The organism is Sorangiineae bacterium MSr11954 (assembly GCA_037157815.1).
In the GTDB taxonomy this organism is placed as follows: Bacteria; Myxococcota_A; Polyangia; order Polyangiales; family Polyangiaceae; genus Pendulispora; species Pendulispora albinea.
Genome location: CP089984.1, coordinates 9,196,358 through 9,215,200 on the forward strand (window position 1 = coordinate 9,196,358; position 18,843 = coordinate 9,215,200).

Genomic DNA, 18,843 nt, shown 5'->3' on the forward strand with positions numbered 1-18,843 from the left:
AAACGTCGCTCAGACCTGCGTGCGCTTCCAGCCCCCACGGCGGAAGAGGATCGCCGAGATCACGGCGAACACCGAGAAGCAAAGCGCCAGGGTGATGAACACCCCGCTCGGCCCCAAGCCCGTGTGGTGCGACAGGATCCACGCCAGCGGGAGCTGCAGGATCCAGAAGACGAAGAGGTTGATGAGCGTCGGTGTTCGGGTGTCCCCCGCCCCGTTGAACGATTGGCTCAAGACCATTCCGAAGGCGTAGAACAAGAACCCCGAGGTGATGATGCGCAGGTAGGTCACGCCGTAAGGGAGGACCTCCGGATCTTGGGTGAAAAGCCCCACCAAGAAGTTCGCGCCAATCAGAAAGAACAGCCCCGCCACCCCCAGGAAGCCGGCGTTGATGAAGCACGCCCGCCACACGGATTGCTCGGCGCGCTCGGGGTGCCCGGCGCCCAGGTTTTGCCCCACCAAGGTCGCCGCGGCGTTGCTGAGGCCAAACGACGGGAGCATGGCGAACATGAGGATGCGGAAGCCGATGGTGTAACCGGCCAGCGGTGCGCTCCCGAAGGTGGACAGAATGCGCATCACGCCCACATAGCTCGTCATCGTAATCAGCATTTGAAGGGTCACGGAGCCCGACAATCGAAGGACCGAGGCCATGACGCTGAAATCGATCCCGAGGTGCTTGCGCCCAATGGCAATTTTACTGCCGCCGTTCGTGAGCAGGTAAATTTGATACAGCACCGCGCAGCCGCGGCCGATGTTGGTGGCGACGGCGGCCCCCGTGACCCCCAGCGCCGGAATCGGCCCCACACCGAAGATGAAGCACGGCCCCAGAACGATGTTCAGGATGTTGCCCAACCAGAGCACCCGCATCGCCTGGGCCGCGTCCCCGGCGCCGCGGAAGATGGCGTTGATGAGGAACAGCAGGAACACGGTGGTGTTTCCGCCGAGCATCACCCGGGTGAAGTTGCTGCCGGTGGCGATCACCGCGTCGTCCGCGCCCATGATGCGCAGAAGATCGGGCGCGAAGATGGCGCCGAAGAGGCCGATGGTGAGCGCGATCGCCAGGGCGAGCACGATGCCCTGCGCGGCCGTGCGCGACGCCCCCTCCGGGTCTTTTTCGCCCGTGCGCCGGGCGACGAGCGCCATGACGCCGATGGAGACACCCATGGCCCCCGAGTAGATGATCATCATCATCGACTCGGTGAGGCCCACGGAGGCGATGGCATTGGCGCCGAGGTGGCCCACCCAGAACACGTCCACCAAGGCGAAGATGGACTCCATGATCATCTCCATGATCATGGGGATGGCGAGCATCACGATGGCCGTGTTGATGGGCGCGGTGGTGAAATCCATCGGCACACCACGGATGGCGTCGCGAAAGAGCTTCCACGATCGAGGAAGCCAATGTTGCGGCATGACGGAGGAACTTTCTTCCGTTGCAAAAGGGGTCGTGTTCGAGTCCATGATTCACCAACCCCCAACGAAGATGGTTGACGCCGTTTCGATACGTCGCGGCATCGTGGCTATGAAGCGTGCGGCACGCATTGGGTTTCCTCTTTGTTCGTTCGCGGCAGACGGGGTCACATCCCTACGTCGAACGCGCCAGCATCCGATCGACAAGGCACGGCCACTTTTCGAGCGTTGCGCGACGATAGGGCCACCCCTCGGTACGGCTAGCGACCCGTACCGTGGAAACGCGGCGGCGAGCTGGAGGCTCAGTTCGTAACCTAGCGAAATGATGAACCAAATCGCCTGGTAACGCATTTTGCCGATTTCGATGCGCCACCGTCGGGGAGCGCGCATCTATTCACAGAAAGACGACTTGCAGGGCGCCTCGTGCGGGAGGACGTCTCGCGCCTCGAGCCAACGCAGCGCGCGCCCGAGGCGCACGTGCGCACCATTTGCGCCAACTACGCATTAACACAACACGCCGTCCACGGGCGATGGGAGCTCCATGGGGCCGCGATGGCACACGGATGCCTCGCTTCATCGTTCGGGCAAAGGATCCGCCAGTGAAGCTCTCGTCGATCGTCCGGTTGTATGTGCTTGGCAGCGCGTCCGCCATGGGCATCGTGGCATGCGCCGACTCCTCGATGGCTCCGCCCGGCGGCAGCGACGGGGTGAGGCCCGGCTTTTCGCAGTCGGCCTTGGGCGCGAGCGGGTGGGCCAAGCTCGACGCGACGTTGCGCGCGCGATCCATGGATGCGGGTCGCGCGGCCTCCACGGTGGCGATGTTCGTACAGTCGCGCGATCCCGAGGCGACGAAGCGGCTCATCGAGTCGCAGGGTGGATCCGTGGGGACGGTGGCCGGCGACGTTCTCACGGCGCGGGTGCCGCGGGATGCGATGAGCGCCGTGGCCAATGCGCGCTCGGTCTTAAGGCTCGAGGGTGCGCGGCTGGTGCGGGCGAAGCTCGACAAGGCCGAGGCGGCCATCAAGGTCGATCAGGTGCATCGCGGCGAGGCGCCGCTGCCGGCGGCGTTCAAAGGGAGCGGTGCGGTGGTGGGCGTGCTCGACACGGGGATCGACGTTCACCACGCGGCCTTCAAGAAGGCGGACGGCAGCACGCGCATCCGCGCGGTGTGGGACCAGGGGGGCTCGGGCACGCCGCCGGCGGGATTCCGCTATGGGATGGAGTGCACGGCGGCCAAGATCGACGCCAAGACGTGCGGCTATCGAACGGCCACCGATCATGGAACGCACGTGACCGGCATCGCGGCGGGGGGCCCGGTCGCCAATGCTCCTTACGTGGGGGTGGCGCCCGAGGCCGACATCGTGTTCGTGGCGCTCGGTGAGCCCGAAGGCGTGTCGGGCGAGGATGCGCTCTCGACCGCCGTGTGCGATGCCGCCTCGTATGTCTTCAAAACGGCGGCGGCCGCGAACATGCCCGCCGTCGTCAACATGAGCATCGGCGAGCACTCGGGACCGCACGATGGATCGGCGCTGGCCGATCGGTGCCTCGACAACTTGTCGGGCCCGGGCAAAATCTTGGTGGCGGCCGCAGGCAACGAGGGGCGCGGGAGCAAGAACCCGGTGCACGAGGCCCCGGTGGTCGTGCATGCAATGGGGACGGCCTCGGCGCAGCCGGCGGTGATCCGGTGGGTGCCGGGGCAAGCGAGCGACGGCAGCGTGCAGGAGTTCGTGTACGTCTGGAGCGACCCCAACGTGGAGCTCTCCGTCCGGGTCGGCTTCGAGCGCCCGGACGGCACCGCCGCATACTCGAACACGGTCGGCGCCGGCCACGCGTTGGACAAGATCGACAAGACGATGCTCAACGACGGCCCCATCACGCTCGGCCCCATCACCGCCACGAGCAGCGTCATCCCCTCGGGCGCGCGCAACATTCAAATCGCGCTGATGGACAGCAACAACGACGGGCTGGAGGGAGAGCACACGTGGCTGCTCGAAATCACGGGCCAGGGTCGCTTCGATGCCTTCATCGATACGACCAGCCGGGGCGGCTTTCTCAGCACCGGGCAGCCGCCGGGGGTGACGAGCGATAGCAGCATGACCATCGGCTACCCGGCCATCGCCTCGAAGGTGCTCGCGGTGGCGTCCTTCGTGACGCGCAACAGCTGGCGCTCCGTCGACGGCGCGGAGCACCTGCAAACGGACGAGGCGCGGCAGCAAGTCTCCGTCGGCGCGCTCAGCACCTTCTCGAGCCACGGCCCCTCGCGCCACGCCGAGTCTTCGGTGAAACCGGACATCGCGGCCCCCGGCGAGATCATCGCGTCGGCGCTGAACGGGGGCGCGTTTCCGCTCGCGTCGCGCGTGGTCAAGGCGGGGCCCGATGGCTTCGTGATGATGGAGGGGACCAGCATGGCGTCGCCGATGGCGGCGGGCGTGGTCGCGCTCATGCTGCAGCGCAATCCTGCGCTCACCGTCGATGACATTCGTGGGGTGTTCGATCGTACGGCGGAGAAACCCGAGGGCGTCTCCAGCGCGAACATCACCTGGGGGCGCGGTAAAATCGATGCGCTGGCGGCCTTGCAGGACAAGGAGGTGGCCCGAGATGGCGACCGGTGGAGCGCCAAGGCGAGCGGCGGATGCCAAATGGCGTCGGGCGTGGGTCTGGGGGCTGGACTGGGCGCCGGAGCTCTCGCGCTCGTCCCCGTGGGGGGGCTTTTGCGGAGGCGGCGCCGCCGGATCGCTTCGTAAAGTGCGTACGGGGCGCGCGCGGTGCGCGGTGCGCGATGGGACGCGGGTGCGTCAGGTTGCGTCGAAGGTGAGCGTATCTTCTTTCAAGGATTTGCCCGACGCGTCAAGGATTTGCACGCCGACGCTCTTGGCCCCGGCGATGCGCCGCGTCCCCCATGTGCGCCAATGGGCTGCGTGTCCGACGTCGAGCGACTGGCGCTGCACTTCCTTGCCGTCGATGAGCCACACCAAGGTGATGGCGGCCGGCGCGCCCGTGTTGGCGGCATCGACGAAGTAGACGGCTTTGTGCGCGGCGGCGATGCTCTTGGCGTCGCCCACCGGTTTGCCACCCTCGACGTGATCGGCAAACTGCCCGCTGACGATGGTCACCGTGGACTCTTCGTCGGCGTGCGCCAACGTGGCCGTGGTGGAAAGAGAAAGAAGCGAACCAAGAGAAGCCATGAGCATGAAGTGAGAGAGTTTCATTCGTTCCTCCGTGCCGAATGCAAATGCAGCCCGCGTGCCCGGTTCGAGGAGCGTCGATGTGGCCCAATCCGCTCGCAAATCGGCGCGGGGCGGTGGGTTTATACACACACAACGTCCTCTGCACCACACAGCGACACCGGCGAGGCGTCACGAAAATACGGAAAATGACGCAAAAAGGGTCGCGACGTCGCGAGGATTCCACGTCGCGCGGCGCGATCGGCTAACAACCGTATCCATGGCACTCACGGCAACCATCTACCGTGTCGAAATCGCACTCTCCGACGTCGACCGCAGCGTGTACGAGACCTTGGATCTCCGCCTCGCGCGCCACCCGTCCGAGAGCATGCGTTATATGCTGACGCGCCTCTTCGCGTATTGCCTTTCGTACGAGGAGGGTATCGCCTTCAGCAAGGGAGGGCTTTCGTCGACCGACGAGGCGCCGGTGGCCGTGCACGATCCCACGGGGCTCTTGCTCGCGTGGATCGACGTCGGTGCGCCCTCGGCGGAGCGATTGCACAAGGCTGCCAAAGCTGCTCGCAAAATTGCAGTTTACACGCATTCCGATCTTTCGCTATTGCGCAAAGAGGCCGCGAAGAAGGATATTCATCGCGCGGACGACATCGAAATATGGCGCCTCGAGCCGGCGTTCCTCGATGCGCTCGAAGCGCGCCTCGATCGTCATACGAAATGGGAGCTGGTGCGCAACGAGGGGCAGCTCTACGTCACGTGTGGAAGCGCGACCTACGAGGGGATGATTGTGCGTGGGACGCTGGGGGTGACCTAGGTCGACGCGGGGGCGCGGCGTAGGGCGCTACACGCTGGCGGCGGCGCGCGGAGCGAGGGAGAGGATCGCGTCGAAGGCGTGTTCGTGGTGGCCTGGCTCGCTCTGAACGAGCGCACCGACCATGGCCGCGGCCACCGTGGAGGCTTCGATGGGCCGGTACTTTCGCAAGGGGCCGACCAAGCCACCGGACAGGACGCGTGAAACGGCGCTGGCGACCGCCTCGGCGGCGCGGCGCTCGGAGCGCGCGCCGACGAGAAAGCTGGGGCGGAAAACCTCGAGCACCTCGTAGCCGAGCGCCTGCACGTCGTGCTCCGTTTCGCCTTTGACGCGAAGGTAGAAATTGCTCGAGCGGCGATCGGCGCCGACGCTCGAGACGAGGGCGAGTCGCGTGGCGCCATTTTCGCGGGCGAGGCGGGCCAGGTCCACCACGTAGTCGTGATCGACGCGGCGGAACGCTTCGTCGGAGCCGGCGACTTTTCGGGTGGTGCCGAGGCAGCAATACACGTCGTCGGCCCCGAGCTCGCGCGCATGGTCCGACAGTCGCTCGAAGTCGACCACCACCTCCTGCAATTTCGCGTCGTTACGCCCGAGCGAACGGCGCGTCAACACGATGACGCGGGCGTAAATCGGTTGGGCGAGGAGCAACGACAGGCAGTGGCTGCCCACCAGCCCGGTGGCGCCTGCGAGCAGCGCGGTGCGAGAGCTCATTGCTGCGAGGGTATCGTCCTCGGGCGGTTGCGCAACGGGCTGGCTGGGGGGAAGCTTCAGGATGGGACCTTTTCGAAGCGAGCTCGAAGCGTCGCACGCCCGCATCGCTCAACTCGAGGCGGAGAAATCGGATCTCGAACGGCAAAACGTCGAGCTTCAACGTCGGCTCAAGCTCAAACAGAAGGAGACGCGCGCCGCTTCATCGACCCCTCTTCACCCTGCGTGGATCGCCGTCATTCCCACGGTCACCACCGTCTTCATCACCGCCACCGCCGTTCTCATCGGCACCTGGCGCCCCACCTGCGCCGACCTGAACGACGACGTCAGCTCCTTCAAAGGCATCAGCATCGCCCCCCGCCCTGCCTTCGCGCCCCCCGTCCACTCACCGCTCCCACTGCTCAAAAACCCCTCCGCCCCACACACCGAGGAAGCGTGGACCCCCTACGCTCCCTCCCCAGGGCGAGCAGCCGTCCCCGGACGCACGAAATCCTCGGCCTGCGACTGCAAACCGGGCGATCCGTTGTGCAGCTGCTTGTAACTGCAACCAACGATGCTGCGCGACGGGCCGCTTCACCGGCCCATTCGACGCCGCCAATAGTTCGGGCGTCTCTTCAAGTGCAACACCGCAATGACCAGGTACTCGTCCGCACGCTCCAGGACGATGATGGCGTACGGGAACCTTCGTACAAAGTATCGGCGCACCGCGACACCGCGTGGGGCGAGCGGCCAACCCGCACCCAACGATGGTCTCGCTTGGATGGTCCGAAGGCTCTCCCGAACCGCAGAAAGAAACTCTTTACCGAGCCCCTCGCGCTGGCGGTCGTACCAGCGCGAGCCTTCCTCGATTTCGCGCTCCGCTTCGAGACGGATGCGCCAGGGTTTCATGCACGAGTGCGCAATCTTGCCTGAATGTCATCGAGCGCTTCGTTCAGATCGCGCGTCTTCCCGACGCCGGACAAGGATTCTCGAACACGTCGTTCGATCTCCTGTCCCCAAGCCTCTTCGGCGTCCGCGTCGATTTGATCCTCGAGGGTCGCAAGGAGCTCGGACGCAATCTCCGCGCGCTCCTTCGTGCTCAAGGCCATGGCTTCCATCAGCACACGCTTGGCACGCGTATTCATGAGATGAAAAGCATACGCCCCGCACCCCTGTTTCGCCATCTCGAGAGAGACACGTCGGAAGAGCTCTCCGAGACATGCCGCGCGAGGTGCGGGCCGCACGCTTACCGACCGCCGCCGCTCCTCACTTTTCCCGCGACGCGGCTTCGACGGCCGCGTGCATCGCGGAGATGCCTTGGCGAATGCGCTCTTCGCTGGTGGCGTAGCTGAAACGGAGGTAGCCGGGGGCGCCGAATGCTCCGCCGGGGACGGCGGCGACGTGGGCCTTGTCGAGGAGGAAGAACGCCAGCTCCTCGTCGTTGGTGATGGGCTTGCCCTTCCACGGAAGGCCATAGAGACCGCTGCAGTCGGGGAAGGCGTAGAAGGCGCCCTCGGGCTTGCGACAGCGCACGCCGGGGATCGCGTTCAGCGCGGAGATCATGGTGTCGCGGCGCGATTGGAAGACGGCGCGCATGGCTTCGACCTCGGCCTGGGGGCCGGTGAGCGCGGCGACGGCCGCGTGCTGCGCGACGGCGCTGGGGTTGGTGGTGCTCTGGCCTTGAACGACGTCGCACGCCTTGGCGATCGGGCGCGGGGCGATGGACCAGCCGATGCGCCAGCCCGTCATGGCGTAGGACTTGGAGACGCCGTCGATGATGATCAGGCGCGAGCGAAGATCGGGCGCGATGGTGGCGGCCGATACATTGCGGAAGCCTTCGTAGACCAGCTCCGCGTAGATTTCGTCGACCACGATGTAGCAGTCGTGCGCGCGCAGCACGTCGAGCAGGGCGCGCAGCTCGTCCTCGCCGTAGGCCGCGCCCGTCGGGTTCGACGGGGTGCACAAGATCACGGCCTTGGTGCGCGGGGTGAGCGCGCGCTGCAGATCGGCCGGTGCCAGGCGCCACCCGTCTTCCTCGGTCGTCGGCACGAGCACCGGCTCGGCGCCGAACATGCGCACTTGCTCGGGGTAGCTGACCCAGTACGGACCTGGGATGATCACTTCGTCGCCGGGCTCGTAGAGGGCGAGCGCCAAGTTGAAGAGCGCGTGCTTGGCGCCCACGCTGACCGTGACTTGATCGGGCGTGGGCAGGTAGCCGCGACGCCGCTCGCTGGCCGCGCAGATGGCCTGCTTCAGCGCCGCGATGCCGGTGACCGCCGTGTACTTCGACGTCTTTCCGGCATCGATCGCGCTCTTCGCGGCGTCGAGAACGAACGCGGGGGGTTCGAAATCGGGCTCTCCGACGCCAAAATTGACGACGTCGACCCCGCGCGAGCGCAATTCATTGGCTCGACCGCTCACTTCCAGCGTGATGCTCGGGACGATCACGCTCAGGCGATTCGCTAGACCTTGAGGCACGGCACGAACTCCTTCGGATCGTTCGGCCTTCTCCTCGGGTGAAAGTTCACTGGGAGGCGAACGATTCAACGAAGCGGTTTAGCACCGGCTACCGCGCCGCGTCAGGCTTCTTTCTTTTCAGGCAGCTTTTTCGGAGCGGAGTCCGAATCCTCTTTGCCGATCTCATCGGCTTCTTTGAGGCCCTTCTTGAAATGCTTGATCCCTTGCCCGAGGCCCTTGCCGATATCGGCGAGACGCCCGGCGCCGAACAGCACGACAGCGATCAAAGCAATGATCAGCAGCTCCGGCCAACCTAGTCCCGCCATGGCATCCTCATTTGCTTCCTGGATTTGCTTCCTGGTTCCGATCGCACGCACGGCAAAGCACCGTCGCGTGTGCAGTCATTTGCTAGCAGTCGCGCGCTTTCTGGGCAAGCACGCGGCGAGCCATGCGGTGCACAGAATGGCGGTCAGGGTCGCCAGGGGGAGCAACGTAAAGAGGAGAAGGCTCGGACCTACTGTGCGTTCCAGCCATCGAAGCGAGCCAAGCGCAGCCAGTGGACCGGAGGCAGCGACGGCAAGCGCAACCGCACGTCCGCGCACCCTCCGCGACAAGAGAAGAAAGACGATGAGCGCCGCCGCCTCGAACGCCGAGAGCACGACGAGGATCGCGCGCAGCCACGGCGGGAGCTTCGACGATTGCCCCCACGCGGGCAGGCCGCGGATCTGCATGCTCCCCACGTGCACGTTGGCGGTGGGCCCCAGCACGAAGCGCGCGTCGTCGAGATCGATGCGGCGCAAATCCTCGGCGATGTGCGCATCGCCGGCGTTCACCACCAGGTTGCCGACCGGCGAGGGCGCGAGCAAACGCGGAGCGCGATCGGGCGCGCAGAGCCAGCTGGCGCGCAGAAAAGGGACGGTGATGGCCGTGGGCGCGGTGGCGGTGATGCACGATGCGCGGCCCTCGGCCACGAGCTCCGAGAGAACGCGCCCGGGTGCGTTCGCATCGCGGCCGCCGGCGAACGAAAGAACGGCCAGCACGGCGGCGAAAGCAACGCCGCTCGGCACCAGACGGAGGGTCGTTCGCGCGGGGGTCTCGCCCAAGAGCGCAAAGACGCGCGCTTCCCCCACGGACACGAAGCGCTGGGCGGCCAGCGCCCAACCGAGGGGCCAGCCGAGGAAGAAGGCCGCCTCCAACGCAAGCATCGCCACGCTGCGCGCGAACGGGAACACCACGGCCCAAGGCACGGTTGAGTCGAGCGCCCATGGCAAGACGCGCACCGCGCCGGCGCCGAGACCGAGGAGGGCGAGCCCTATGGAAAATGCTACCGCGTCGCGGGTTGCAAGGCGAATCGCCACGTTTGCCGGGAGCGCGGGCCTTCCCACGGGCGCTACCTTAGGCGTTATCGGGCAGGAGCCATAGGCCCGCTCGAAAAGGGAATCGGAAATCCAATGAACGCCGTGGTAGGTTCGCGAAACTCATGAGCGGGTGGACCTCGCACGTAGCACCAGCCCACCCCTCGCTTACGAGCTCGGGAGGATCACGGATGACGACGACATTGGATGAGCGATCGGTCCTGATTTCGGAGGCTGCGGCTTCGACGCGGCGAAGGCCATCCATGTTTCGTCGGGCCGGCGCGTTGATTACGGCAGCTGCATTCGCCACCGCCACCCTCGCCGCGACCCCGGGTGTGGCCCGCGCCGACGAAGTGAAGCCCGACGGCAAAGGCATCGCGGGCGGCGCGCTGCTCGGCGCCGAGATCGTGACCATCCCGATGGCCCTCTTTCGGGTGAAGAGCCCGTGGGCATACGTCATCGGCGGCGGCCTTGGCGCGGTCGGCGGCGGCGTGGCCGGGCACTTCATCGAGCAAGCCTCGTTCTCCAACGATGGACGTCCGCCGACATACATGCTCGCGGGCGGCCTGGCGCTCGTCATCCCGGCGGTCATCCTCGTTCTGAACGCCACGCGCTACCAGCCCGCCGAGGAGCCGAGCGAAGACCGCGCGCCCACCAACGGGCCGCCGGCCGATCCCGGAAGGGCGGGTGGGAGCGTGGTGCTCGAGGGGGGAGGATCCACGTCGCAGCCCACAGCACCTACGACGCCGCCACCTTCGACCACACCAGCCAAGCCGCCGTCGACGGGCTCGTCGCAGCCTCCTGCGCTGCCGATGTCGCTGCTCGATCTGCATCGGACAACCGGTTTCCGCATGGGAATTCCGGTCCCCGAGGTGCGTGAGAGCTACTCGTTGGCCGAGCGCAAGAACTTGGGTGTCGGCCAGGTGACGGAGCTGCGGCTGCCGATCTTCCACGCCACCTTCTGAGTCGACGGTTCCGGAGATGTTGCACATGCGTGCAGCCGATCTGGCGAGCTCTCTCGTCCGCTGCGGGTCGTCGTGCCTTGCGCGGCCTCTGCGAGGCTTGGTTTGAGAGGGTGAGGGCTGCTAGGCTCGGCCGGAGTGAATCAGCCGCAGCCGCTTCGCACACCATCGACTGGAAAACCTGCCGACCCGATGCTGGGGCGCGTCGTAGCAGGAAGATATCGGCTGGAGGCGCGGGCAGGTGAAGGCGGTATGGGCGTCGTGTACCGCGCCCGCCATGTCCTGATCGATCGACTGGTGGCGCTCAAGCTCATCAGGCCCGATCTGCGTGGAGAGACCCATCTTCGCGCGTGGATGCTGCGCGAGGCGCGCGCGGCGAACCGGGTGGACCACGCGCACATCATCGACATCCACGACATCGGCGAGACGGAAGAGGGCGAGCTCTATCTCGTGATGGAGTACCTGGTCGGCACGGCGCTCTCGAGCGAGCTCGCGCGTGGGCCGATGGCGCTGGCGCGCAGCCTCGACATTCTGGAGCAGATGACCGCGGCGCTGGCGCGCGCCCACGATCTGGGCGTGGTGCACCGGGATTTGAAGAGCGACAACATCCTGCTCTCGAGCCGCGGCGGCCGAAAAGACTTCGTGAAGATCCTCGACTTCGGGCTGGCCCACTTGGCGATGGATCCGCGGCTGGCGCCCAAGGGCGCGGTGTTCGGGACGCCCGAGTACATGTCCCCGGAGCAAGCGCGCGGCGAGGAAGCGGTGCCGCAGAGCGATCTCTATGCGTTGGGCATCCTCTTCTTCGAGATGCTCACGGGGCAGCTCCCCTTTCGCTCGAGCGACCGCGAGACACTGCTCGAGATGCAGCGCGCGCAGGCTGCGCCCAAGCCGCGCGCCATCAAGCCCGACGTGCTGCCCGCGGCCGAGGCCATCGTGCTCAAGCTGCTCGAGAAGGATCGCCGCAAGCGCTTTCAGGACGCGCACCATCTGCACGAGGAGCTCAAGTCGCTGCAGCGTTCGATCCCGAGCACGGCGTGGGAGGTGAACACGGTGGGCGAGCTCGCGCCGCCTCCTCCGCCACCGCCACCGCAGTCGCCGGGGGTGATCGAATGGGCGAGCCGGGCGGCGCTCTTTTCGCGCATGGTGAGCCGCGCGTATCCATCGTCGAACGCGCCGGTGGAGCTGCAGAGCGCCGTCGCGCAAGCGTGGGATCTGGCGGCGCGCGCCAGCCGGCTCGAGGGCGAGGTGGCGAGCCATACGCGCAAGCTCGAGTCGCTCGAGCGACGCGGTCGCGCGCTGCGCGCCGAAATCGGGCGCAAAGTCGAAGAGCTGGCGCACGAAGAATCACGCGCGCTGCGCGACGTGACCAGCGAGCAACACGAGGCGGCGCGCATCCGTGAGCTGGTGCACGTGGCCGAGCGGGCGGCGGCGACGGCCAAGGTGCAAGCCGAGGCGGCCATGTCGCAGGGCTTGGGGATCGCACAGCTCCGCGCCACCTTCGAGCGCGCGGGCGCGGCGGCCGCCCTGGTGGAGGCGCGCAAGGAGCACTTGGCGGAGCGCGAGCAAAAAGCCGGCATCAAAGACGCCCACGCGCGCGATCTTCGCCGCCAAATCGAAGAGCTGCGCGCTCAGCTCTCGCGCTACGCGGAGGCGCTCGAGGAGGATCTCGCGCAAGGCCGTGAAAAGGTGGCTGCGCGCACGCGCGAGGGCATCGGCTTCGAAAAGGCGTTCAGCGAGGTCTCGACCTTGCTGCTGAACCACCTCAAAGGCAAACCCGAGGTGCGCGATCTATTGCAAGAGCTCATGGAGAACATGCACGGGCAGCAAACCACGCCGCACATCACCTCCAAAGCCGCCTACGGCACCGAGAGCCGCGGACCGTAGCGTTTCACGCGCATCGGCGCGGGCGCAGCTTCTTCGAATTTGAACCTTCGGTTCGAGTCGGCGCTGCCGGCGACGGTTTCGCGGGGGGACGCGGCCGCCGAGCGGAAGGCCGCGGACCGTAGCGTTCGCGCGGGCGCAGTTTCTTCGAATTTGAACCTTCGGTTCGAGGTCGGCGCTGCCGCCGACGGAGGGCCGCGGACCGGAGCGCTTCGCGCGCATCGGCGCGGGCGCCGTTTCTTCGAATTTCGGTTCGAGGTCGGCGCTGCCGCCGACGGAGGGCCGCGGACCGTAACGTTTTATGCGCATCGGCGCGGGCGCCGTTTCTTCGAATTTGAACCTTCGGTTCGAGGTGGGCGCTGCGCGTGCGAAACGTGCGTCGCCGAGTTCCGAAGGGGCGGAACTTCGGAGGCAGTCTGGAGTTCGTTATGGCAATTTGGCGCTGAGGAAGGCGCGTAGCTTGATGAGCGTCTTGGGGTCGCGGGCGAAGGCGGGCGCCTGGAAGCTTTGCGACCAGGCCGTGACCTCGCCGAGGAAGGAGTCGCGGATGGATTCGTCGTTGAGGATGTCGTCGACGGTGCGGCGGCGCGCGGCGCCTTTGCGGAGGGTTTTGACGTAGGATTCGAGGCGGTCGTAGTCTTCGCCCAGGAACTCTTGGAGGGCCACGGTGTCGCTCGCCAGGCGATGCAATGCGTCGTTGGTGATGGTGGGCTCCTCGCGGAGCGCCAGCGCGGCCGAGACCCGCAGCACGAAGGCGTCGTCGCAAAAACCGAGATCGTCCATGCTGTCGGGGATGAGGTCCAGCGACTTGAAGAGGTAGTTCAAGCCGGCGGCTGCATATTGCTTCACCGCATCCGAATGACCCCCTTTGATGATGTCCCCGAACGCCGCGACGTCTTCGCCCAAGGAACGAAGCCACGCGGGAAAAATCTCGAGATAACGAGGGTCGACCGATTCTGTCATGGCCCGCATAACGTAGCATGAGCGCAATTGGAGTTTGCAGCTGTCTCGCGCGCGCAAAACGCATCACCCAAGGCGCCTGGGACGTGCACTCCAGCCCTCCGCCCTCGCCGCCCTTCGGCCCTCGAACGCCCTAACGTTTCGAGGGGGCAAAGCCCCACACGATGCGCCTCAAAGGGCTCGGCCCACGGCGAGGCCGAGAACGAAACCGGCAATCAGCGCCGCCGCCACCAGGGCCGCCACGATCCAGGGCGCAACACCGCGCGAACCACGGGACGCCTCGGCCGAAGAATCGGGACCCGCCGGAACCAGCAGCACCTGGGGCGGAGGATCGTGCACCGGCGGCTGGTTCCCCCGGGCGCTCGCCAATGTGTCGCTCGACGAGATGGGCGTCTCCAAAAGGCGCCGCCGCGCCTCCGAAATGGACACCTGCGCCGGCAACGCCGACGCCGCGATCACCTCGCCGGATGCCGACGCCCCCGCCGGATGCGCAACCTCGGGAGAAGGCGATGTCGCCGTCGCAGGCGCCCCTGCACCCGGCGCCCCTGCACCCGCAGCACCCGGCGCCCCTGCACCCGGCGCCCCTGCCCCGGCGGGCACCGCCCCCACGAACGGCGACGCAGCCACGCGCGCAGTAGCCGCCAGCGGAACATCCGGCAACCGCGAGAGCGGCGGCGGCGCACGCCCGCGCGATGGATCATGCCCCAGCGCCCCCGCGAGCGCGTGCATCATCTCCGCGGCCGACTGAAAGCGCTGCGCGCGATCCTTCTGAATCGCGCGCGCGATGAACAGCGACAGAAAGGAGAGCTGCGGATCGATGCGCTCGACCGGCTCCGGCGTGACGGTGAGCACCGCCGACAGCTTGGCGAACTCGTTCGGCGCCGGGAAAGCCTGGCGGCCGGTGAGCATCTCGTAGAAGAGGATCCCGAGCGAAAAGAGATCGGAGCGCGGATCGACGTCCTTGGAGTTCTTGATCTGCTCGGGGCTCATGTACGCGGGCGTTCCGAGCAGCATGCCGGTGCTCGTTCGCTTCCCCATGCCGCCCGCCTCGTCCATCACCTTGGCGATGCCGAAGTCCAGGATCTTCGCCACGAACTGCCCGCCGGCCTCCCGCGCGAGAAAGATGTTCTCCGGCTTCAGATCGCGGTGAACGATGCCCTCGGCGTGCGCCGCGCCCAACCCGAAGAGCAGCGCTTGCAGGATGGGCACCGCCTGCGGGAGCGGCACCCGCCCGCCGTTCTTCGTGTAGGCGCTGAGGGGAACACCGTCGAGGAGCTCCATCACCAAGAACGGCAGGTTCTCCTCGGTGCGGCCAGTCCCGAAGATGCGCACGATGTTGGGGTGCACGAGCTTCTGGCCCGTGCGCGCCTCCTCCAGGAAGCGATCGAGCACCCCCGGATCGCCTAAAAATTCGCGGTGCAGGAGCTTGATGGCGACGGGTGTCCCCGTGTCGAGCGCGGTGGCCGCGTAGACGCTTCCCATTCCCCCGGAGCCGAGGAGTCGGGTGAGCCTGTACCGATCCGCGAGGATCGTTCCGCTCAGTGCATCATTCGCTGCCGCATTCGCCATGCATGTTCCTGGATTATGCGCGCAAGGTAGCTCCAAAGCGAGAGCGGACGGTGTCGACCACCTTGGTGTGCTGCGCGTCGACCTCGGCATCCGTCAAGGTGCGGTCCGAAGCGCGGTAGACGACGTGAAAGGCCAGGCTCGCGTGCCCGGCCGGAATCGCGCCGCCCACGAAGCGATCGAACAGCCGAACTTGCTCGCCGAGCGCCCCCGCCGCCTCGCGCACCGCACGCTCCACCTCGCCCGCCGCCACCGCTTCGGAGACGACCAGCGCAATGTCACGCACGCTCGCCGGAAAGCGCGGGATGGCCACGTACTTCGGCTCGCGCGCGCCCAGGCTCAAAATCTTCGCGAGATCCATCTCGATGGCCAGCACGCCTTGCGGCAGCTCGAGGGCGTCCGCCACGTCGGGGTGGATGGGGCCGAACGTGCCCACGCGCTCACCCTCGATGAGCACGAACGCGGCGCCGCGCGGGTGCAGATGGTACGGGCGCGCATCGCCCTCGGCGCGCTGCACGGTGGCCTCGCGGCCGCCCGTGATGCGGGTCACCCAGCCGAGCGCGATCCCCTTTGCGTCCCAAACGTCGACCGGCTCCGGCTTGGCCAGGTAGCCCGTGCGCTCGCCCGAGAGCACGGCCGCGAAGGAGAGCCGCTCTTCGGTCGGCGGTGCCGTATCCGACGGCGGCGCCGGGAGGAAAATCGGCCCCAACCCGAAGAGCCGCACGTCGCGCTCACCGTGCCGCGCCGCGCGCGCCACCGCCTCGAGGAGGCCCGGCAGGAGCGACGTTCGCATCACGTCGCGCTCGGACATGGGGTTCGCGATGGTGATCGCCGGCGCGGGTGCGCCGATGGCCTCGAGCGCCCGCCGCGGCACGAAGCCGAAGAGCAGCGCCTCGGAGAGCCCCAGCTCCACCGCCGCCGCACGCGCCCGCCGCACCGCCTCTTCGCGTCCGCCGACGTCCAGCCGCGGGCGCATCGGCGGGAGCACCGACGGCAATGTCTCGAGCCCGCGAATGCGAGCCACCTCGTCGATCACGTCGACCTCGCGCGTCACGTCGGGCCGATGCGTCGGCACCGTGAGCTCGAGCACGTACGATCCGCCGTCGGCCTCGGCCTCGCGCACCCCGAACCCGAGCCGCGTGAGAATGCCGACCGTCTCGTCCTTCGGCACGGGCACGCCGAGCAGCTGCTCGAGCCGCGCACCGCGCAGCCGCACCTTCGCCGCCGCGATTTCGCGCGCGACCGTGATCCGCACCTCGGGGAGGACCTTGCCGCCCCCGAGCTGGTGCATCAAGCTGGCCGCGCGCGTGAGCACGTGCCGCGCGTCGTTGGGATCGACGCCGCGCTCGAAGCGATGGCTCGCCTCCGTGTGCAGCCCGTGCCGGCGCGACGTGCGGCGGATGCCGCGCGCGTCGAAGTACGCGCACTCGAGCAGGACGCGGGTGGTCGTGTCGCGGATCTCGCTGTTCGCACCGCCCATGATGCCCGCGAGCGACACGGGCCCTTCGCCGTCGCAGACCAGGAGATCGTCGTCGGTGAGCTCGTGGTCTTCGCCGTCGAGCGTGCGCAGCGGCTCGCCGGCGCGCGCGCGGCGCACCACGATGCGCTTGCCCCGCACGAAGTCGAGGTCGAAGGCGTGCATCGAGTGGCCGAACTCGAGCATGACCAAGTTGGTCACGTCGACGATGTTGGAGATGGGCCGCACGCCCAAGGCCGACAGGCGGTAGCGCACGCCGAGCGGCGATGGCTTGATGGTCACCCCCAGGAGCGCCGCCGTTCCGAAGTTCGCGCAGCGCTCACCGTCCTCGATGGTGACGGTGGCCAGGCTATCGAGCTTGGTCGTCTCGTCGCGCGCCTCGGCCGCGGACGGCAACGCAGGCTCGGCCGGCGTCCACGAAAGGCCGTAGAGCGCCGCGATGTCGCGCGCGATGCCGATGTGCCCGAGCGCATCGGGGCGGTTCGGCGTGACGCCGATGGAGAGGATCGTATCGCGGGCCTCGGGGACGGCGTCGGCGAAGCGGGTGCCCGGCTTGGCGAAGTCCGGCGGCAGCACGATGATGCCGTCGTGCTCGTCGGTGAGCCCGAGCTCCGACTCGCTCACGAGCATGCCCGCGCTCTCGATCCCGCCGATGGCCTTCTTCTCCAAGGTGATGCCCTTGGCCGGGAGGTGGGTGCCAAGCGGCGCGAGCACCACCAGCCACCCCGGCTCCGGCACGTTGGGCGCACCGCACACGATCTCTTGATGCGGCGGCGCGCCGGGATCCGCGTCATCCGCCGTGAAGGCCACCGTCACCAGGCGCAGCGAGCCGCGCGTGGGGTGGGGGCGCGCGGACACCACGCGAACGATCACGCACGATTCGCTCCCCGCGCCGTACGCGCGGAGGCCTTCCACCTCCAACCCGGCGGACGTCATGCGCTCCGCCAGATCCTCGGGGGAGGCCGTCAGTTGGGGCAAGAGCGACCTTAGCCACTGATACGAGGCAAGCATCGAGATTCCCTATCGGTCTAGAATTGGGCCAGGAAGCGCGGATCGTTTTCGAACAGGAGGCGAATGTCCGGAATGTCGTAGCGGAGCATCGCCACCCGCTCGATCCCCATGCCGAACGCAAAGCCCGTGTACCGCTCCGAGTCGATCCCGCATGCCTCGAAGACGCGCGGATCGATCATCCCGCACCCCAGGATCTCGATCCAGCCCGTGTGCTTGCAAATGTTGCATCCTGCACGCGTTCCGTCGGCGCGCTTGCAGAAGACGCACGCCACGTCGACCTCGGCCCCCGGCTCGACGAACGGGAAGTAGCTCGCGCGAAAGCGCACCTTCGTCCCGGAGCCATAGAGGCGGACCGCGAACTCGGAGAGGACCCCGCGCAGGTGCGTGAGGGTCACCTTCTCGTCCACCAAGAACCCTTCGATCTGGTGGAACATCGGCGAGTGCGTCACGTCGTCGTCGCGGCGGTAGCAGGCGCCGGGGGCGATGAAGGCCATGGGCGGCTTCTGCTTCATCATGCCGTGCACCTGCACGTTGCTCGTGTGCGTGCGCAGCACGTGCCCGGACGTCGTCCAGAAGCTGTCCTGCATGTCGGTGGCAGGATGGTCGGGCGGAAAACCGAGGCGCGTGAAGTTGTTGGCCTCGAGCTCCACGTCGGGGCCGTCGTGCACGGCGAAGCCCATGGAGCGGAAGATCGTGATCAGCTCTTCGCGCATCCGCGTGATGGGATGGCGGTGGCCCAGCAGAGAGGACTCGCGGGCAGGGAGCGTCAGGTCGAACGGCGGCGCCTTCAGATCGGCTTCGCGCTTGGCGCGGGCGAGGGCGGCGAGGCGCGCGGAGAACGCCTCTTCCACTTCCTTTCGCAGAGCGTTGACCCGCTCTCCGATGGCTTTGCGCTGATCGCCGGGGACGCTCCCCAGCTGCTTCAAAACTTGGGTAAGCTCGCCTTTTTTACCGAGGATCTTCGCGTTTTCTTCGCGAAGCACCTGCTCGGTCGCCGCTGCTTCGAACCGCCGCGAGAAATCCTTGCTGAGGGCCTCGAGCGATTCGAAGAGATTCGGCTGAGCGGGCGTCGTCGCACCTTGAGACATGA

Annotated in this window: 15 protein-coding genes and 1 pseudogene; 5 read left to right on the forward strand and 11 right to left on the reverse strand. The window is 67.2% G+C overall.

Annotation, left to right across the window (positions count from 1 at the left end; genetic code table 11):
* Window positions 1–9 precede the first annotated feature (9 nt).
* A complete protein-coding gene (locus tag LZC94_35905) occupies window positions 10–1,410 on the reverse strand; it encodes an MATE family efflux transporter (protein ID WXB13217.1) in 1,401 nt (466 codons plus the stop codon).
* Between the two features lie 596 nt (window positions 1,411–2,006).
* On the opposite strand from LZC94_35905, the gene LZC94_35910 reads away from it, so the two are divergent.
* Window positions 2,007–4,151 (forward strand): S8 family serine peptidase, encoded by a 2,145-nt coding sequence (locus LZC94_35910; protein WXB13218.1) that lies wholly within the window; start codon window positions 2,007–2,009, stop codon window positions 4,149–4,151.
* Between the two features lie 51 nt (window positions 4,152–4,202).
* Here LZC94_35910 and LZC94_35915 read toward each other — a convergent pair whose 3' ends face one another.
* On the reverse strand, window positions 4,203–4,616 hold the full coding sequence (locus LZC94_35915) for a DUF2914 domain-containing protein (GenBank protein WXB13219.1): 414 nt from the start codon (window positions 4,614–4,616) through the stop codon (window positions 4,203–4,205).
* Between the two features lie 235 nt (window positions 4,617–4,851).
* Here LZC94_35915 and LZC94_35920 point away from each other — a divergent pair, with 235 nt between their 5' ends.
* Complete coding sequence (locus tag LZC94_35920) at window positions 4,852–5,400, forward strand: YaeQ family protein (GenBank protein WXB13220.1); 549 nt, start codon at window positions 4,852–4,854, stop codon at window positions 5,398–5,400.
* Between the two features lie 27 nt (window positions 5,401–5,427).
* Here the strand turns inward: LZC94_35920 and LZC94_35925 are convergent, their stop codons facing one another.
* Entirely contained in the window at window positions 5,428–6,108 is a 681-nt protein-coding gene (locus LZC94_35925) for an NAD(P)H-binding protein (GenBank protein ID WXB13221.1), read from the reverse strand.
* 61 nt (window positions 6,109–6,169) lie between these two features.
* Here LZC94_35925 and LZC94_35930 point away from each other — a divergent pair, with 61 nt between their 5' ends.
* Window positions 6,170–6,646 carry a bZIP transcription factor gene (locus LZC94_35930; protein WXB13222.1) on the forward strand — a complete coding sequence of 159 codons (477 nt, stop codon included), beginning with the start codon at window positions 6,170–6,172 and terminating at the stop codon, window positions 6,644–6,646.
* 343 nt (window positions 6,647–6,989) lie between these two features.
* Here LZC94_35930 and LZC94_35935 read toward each other — a convergent pair whose 3' ends face one another.
* The 4 genes and pseudogenes from LZC94_35935 to LZC94_35950 form a co-directional block, all read right to left on the reverse strand.
* Window positions 6,990–7,229, reverse strand: a complete 240-nt coding sequence (locus LZC94_35935) for an addiction module protein (protein ID WXB13223.1) — start codon at window positions 7,227–7,229, stop codon at window positions 6,990–6,992.
* 121 nt (window positions 7,230–7,350) lie between these two features.
* Entirely contained in the window at window positions 7,351–8,562 is a 1,212-nt protein-coding gene (locus LZC94_35940; GenBank protein ID WXB13224.1) for a pyridoxal phosphate-dependent aminotransferase, read from the reverse strand.
* Between the two features lie 182 nt (window positions 8,563–8,744).
* Window positions 8,745–8,867 (reverse strand): annotated as a pseudogene (gene tatA, locus LZC94_35945) (twin-arginine translocase TatA/TatE family subunit).
* Between the two features lie 75 nt (window positions 8,868–8,942).
* Complete coding sequence (locus LZC94_35950; GenBank protein WXB13225.1) at window positions 8,943–9,926, reverse strand: hypothetical protein; 984 nt, start codon at window positions 9,924–9,926, stop codon at window positions 8,943–8,945.
* 161 nt (window positions 9,927–10,087) lie between these two features.
* Between LZC94_35950 and LZC94_35955 the strand changes: the two genes are divergently transcribed.
* Window positions 10,088–10,861 carry a hypothetical protein gene (locus LZC94_35955; protein WXB13226.1) on the forward strand — a complete coding sequence of 258 codons (774 nt, stop codon included), beginning with the start codon at window positions 10,088–10,090 and terminating at the stop codon, window positions 10,859–10,861.
* Between the two features lie 135 nt (window positions 10,862–10,996).
* Window positions 10,997–12,742: a protein kinase gene (locus tag LZC94_35960; GenBank protein WXB13227.1), complete on the forward strand. Its 1,746-nt coding sequence runs from the start codon at window positions 10,997–10,999 to the stop codon at window positions 12,740–12,742.
* A 423-nt stretch (window positions 12,743–13,165) separates the two neighbouring features.
* Here the strand turns inward: LZC94_35960 and LZC94_35965 are convergent, their stop codons facing one another.
* The 4 genes from LZC94_35965 to LZC94_35980 all read right to left on the reverse strand — a co-directional run bounded on the left by LZC94_35965 (window position 13,166) and on the right by LZC94_35980 (window position 18,841).
* Complete coding sequence (locus LZC94_35965) at window positions 13,166–13,702, reverse strand: DUF1232 domain-containing protein (GenBank protein WXB13228.1); 537 nt, start codon at window positions 13,700–13,702, stop codon at window positions 13,166–13,168.
* Window positions 13,703–13,870: 168 nt separating this feature from the next.
* Window positions 13,871–15,268: a serine/threonine protein kinase gene (locus tag LZC94_35970; protein ID WXB13229.1), complete on the reverse strand. Its 1,398-nt coding sequence runs from the start codon at window positions 15,266–15,268 to the stop codon at window positions 13,871–13,873.
* A gap of 13 nt (window positions 15,269–15,281) precedes the next feature.
* Window positions 15,282–17,753: a phenylalanine--tRNA ligase subunit beta gene (gene pheT, locus LZC94_35975; GenBank protein ID WXB13230.1), complete on the reverse strand. Its 2,472-nt coding sequence runs from the start codon at window positions 17,751–17,753 to the stop codon at window positions 15,282–15,284.
* A 17-nt stretch (window positions 17,754–17,770) separates the two neighbouring features.
* The gene (locus LZC94_35980) at window positions 17,771–18,841 is read right to left on the reverse strand and encodes a phenylalanine--tRNA ligase subunit alpha (protein ID WXB13231.1); all 1,071 of its coding nucleotides are present in this window, start codon (window positions 18,839–18,841) and stop codon (window positions 17,771–17,773) included.
* Between the last annotated feature and the right edge of the window lie 2 nt (window positions 18,842–18,843).

What these genes read in the sequence shown, in the direction of transcription:
- LZC94_35905 (WXB13217.1), bottom strand. Translation starts at nt 1,410, where the DNA reads ATGCCGCAACATTGGCTTCCTCGATCGTGGAAGCTCTTTCGCGACGCC.
- LZC94_35925 (WXB13221.1), bottom strand. Translation starts at nt 6,108, where the DNA reads ATGAGCTCTCGCACCGCGCTGCTCGCAGGCGCCACCGGGCTGGTGGGC.
- LZC94_35980 (WXB13231.1), bottom strand. Translation starts at nt 18,841, where the DNA reads ATGTCTCAAGGTGCGACGACGCCCGCTCAGCCGAATCTCTTCGAATCG.
- LZC94_35965 (WXB13228.1), bottom strand. Translation starts at nt 13,702, where the DNA reads ATGACAGAATCGGTCGACCCTCGTTATCTCGAGATTTTTCCCGCGTGG.
- pheT (WXB13230.1), bottom strand. Translation starts at nt 17,753, where the DNA reads ATGCTTGCCTCGTATCAGTGGCTAAGGTCGCTCTTGCCCCAACTGACG.
- LZC94_35935 (WXB13223.1), bottom strand. Translation starts at nt 7,229, where the DNA reads ATGAATACGCGTGCCAAGCGTGTGCTGATGGAAGCCATGGCCTTGAGC.
- LZC94_35915 (WXB13219.1), bottom strand. Translation starts at nt 4,616, where the DNA reads ATGAAACTCTCTCACTTCATGCTCATGGCTTCTCTTGGTTCGCTTCTT.
- LZC94_35930 (WXB13222.1), top strand. Translation starts at nt 6,170, where the DNA reads ATGGGACCTTTTCGAAGCGAGCTCGAAGCGTCGCACGCCCGCATCGCT.
- LZC94_35920 (WXB13220.1), top strand. Translation starts at nt 4,852, where the DNA reads ATGGCACTCACGGCAACCATCTACCGTGTCGAAATCGCACTCTCCGAC.
- LZC94_35970 (WXB13229.1), bottom strand. Translation starts at nt 15,268, where the DNA reads ATGGCGAATGCGGCAGCGAATGATGCACTGAGCGGAACGATCCTCGCG.
- LZC94_35955 (WXB13226.1), top strand. Translation starts at nt 10,088, where the DNA reads ATGACGACGACATTGGATGAGCGATCGGTCCTGATTTCGGAGGCTGCG.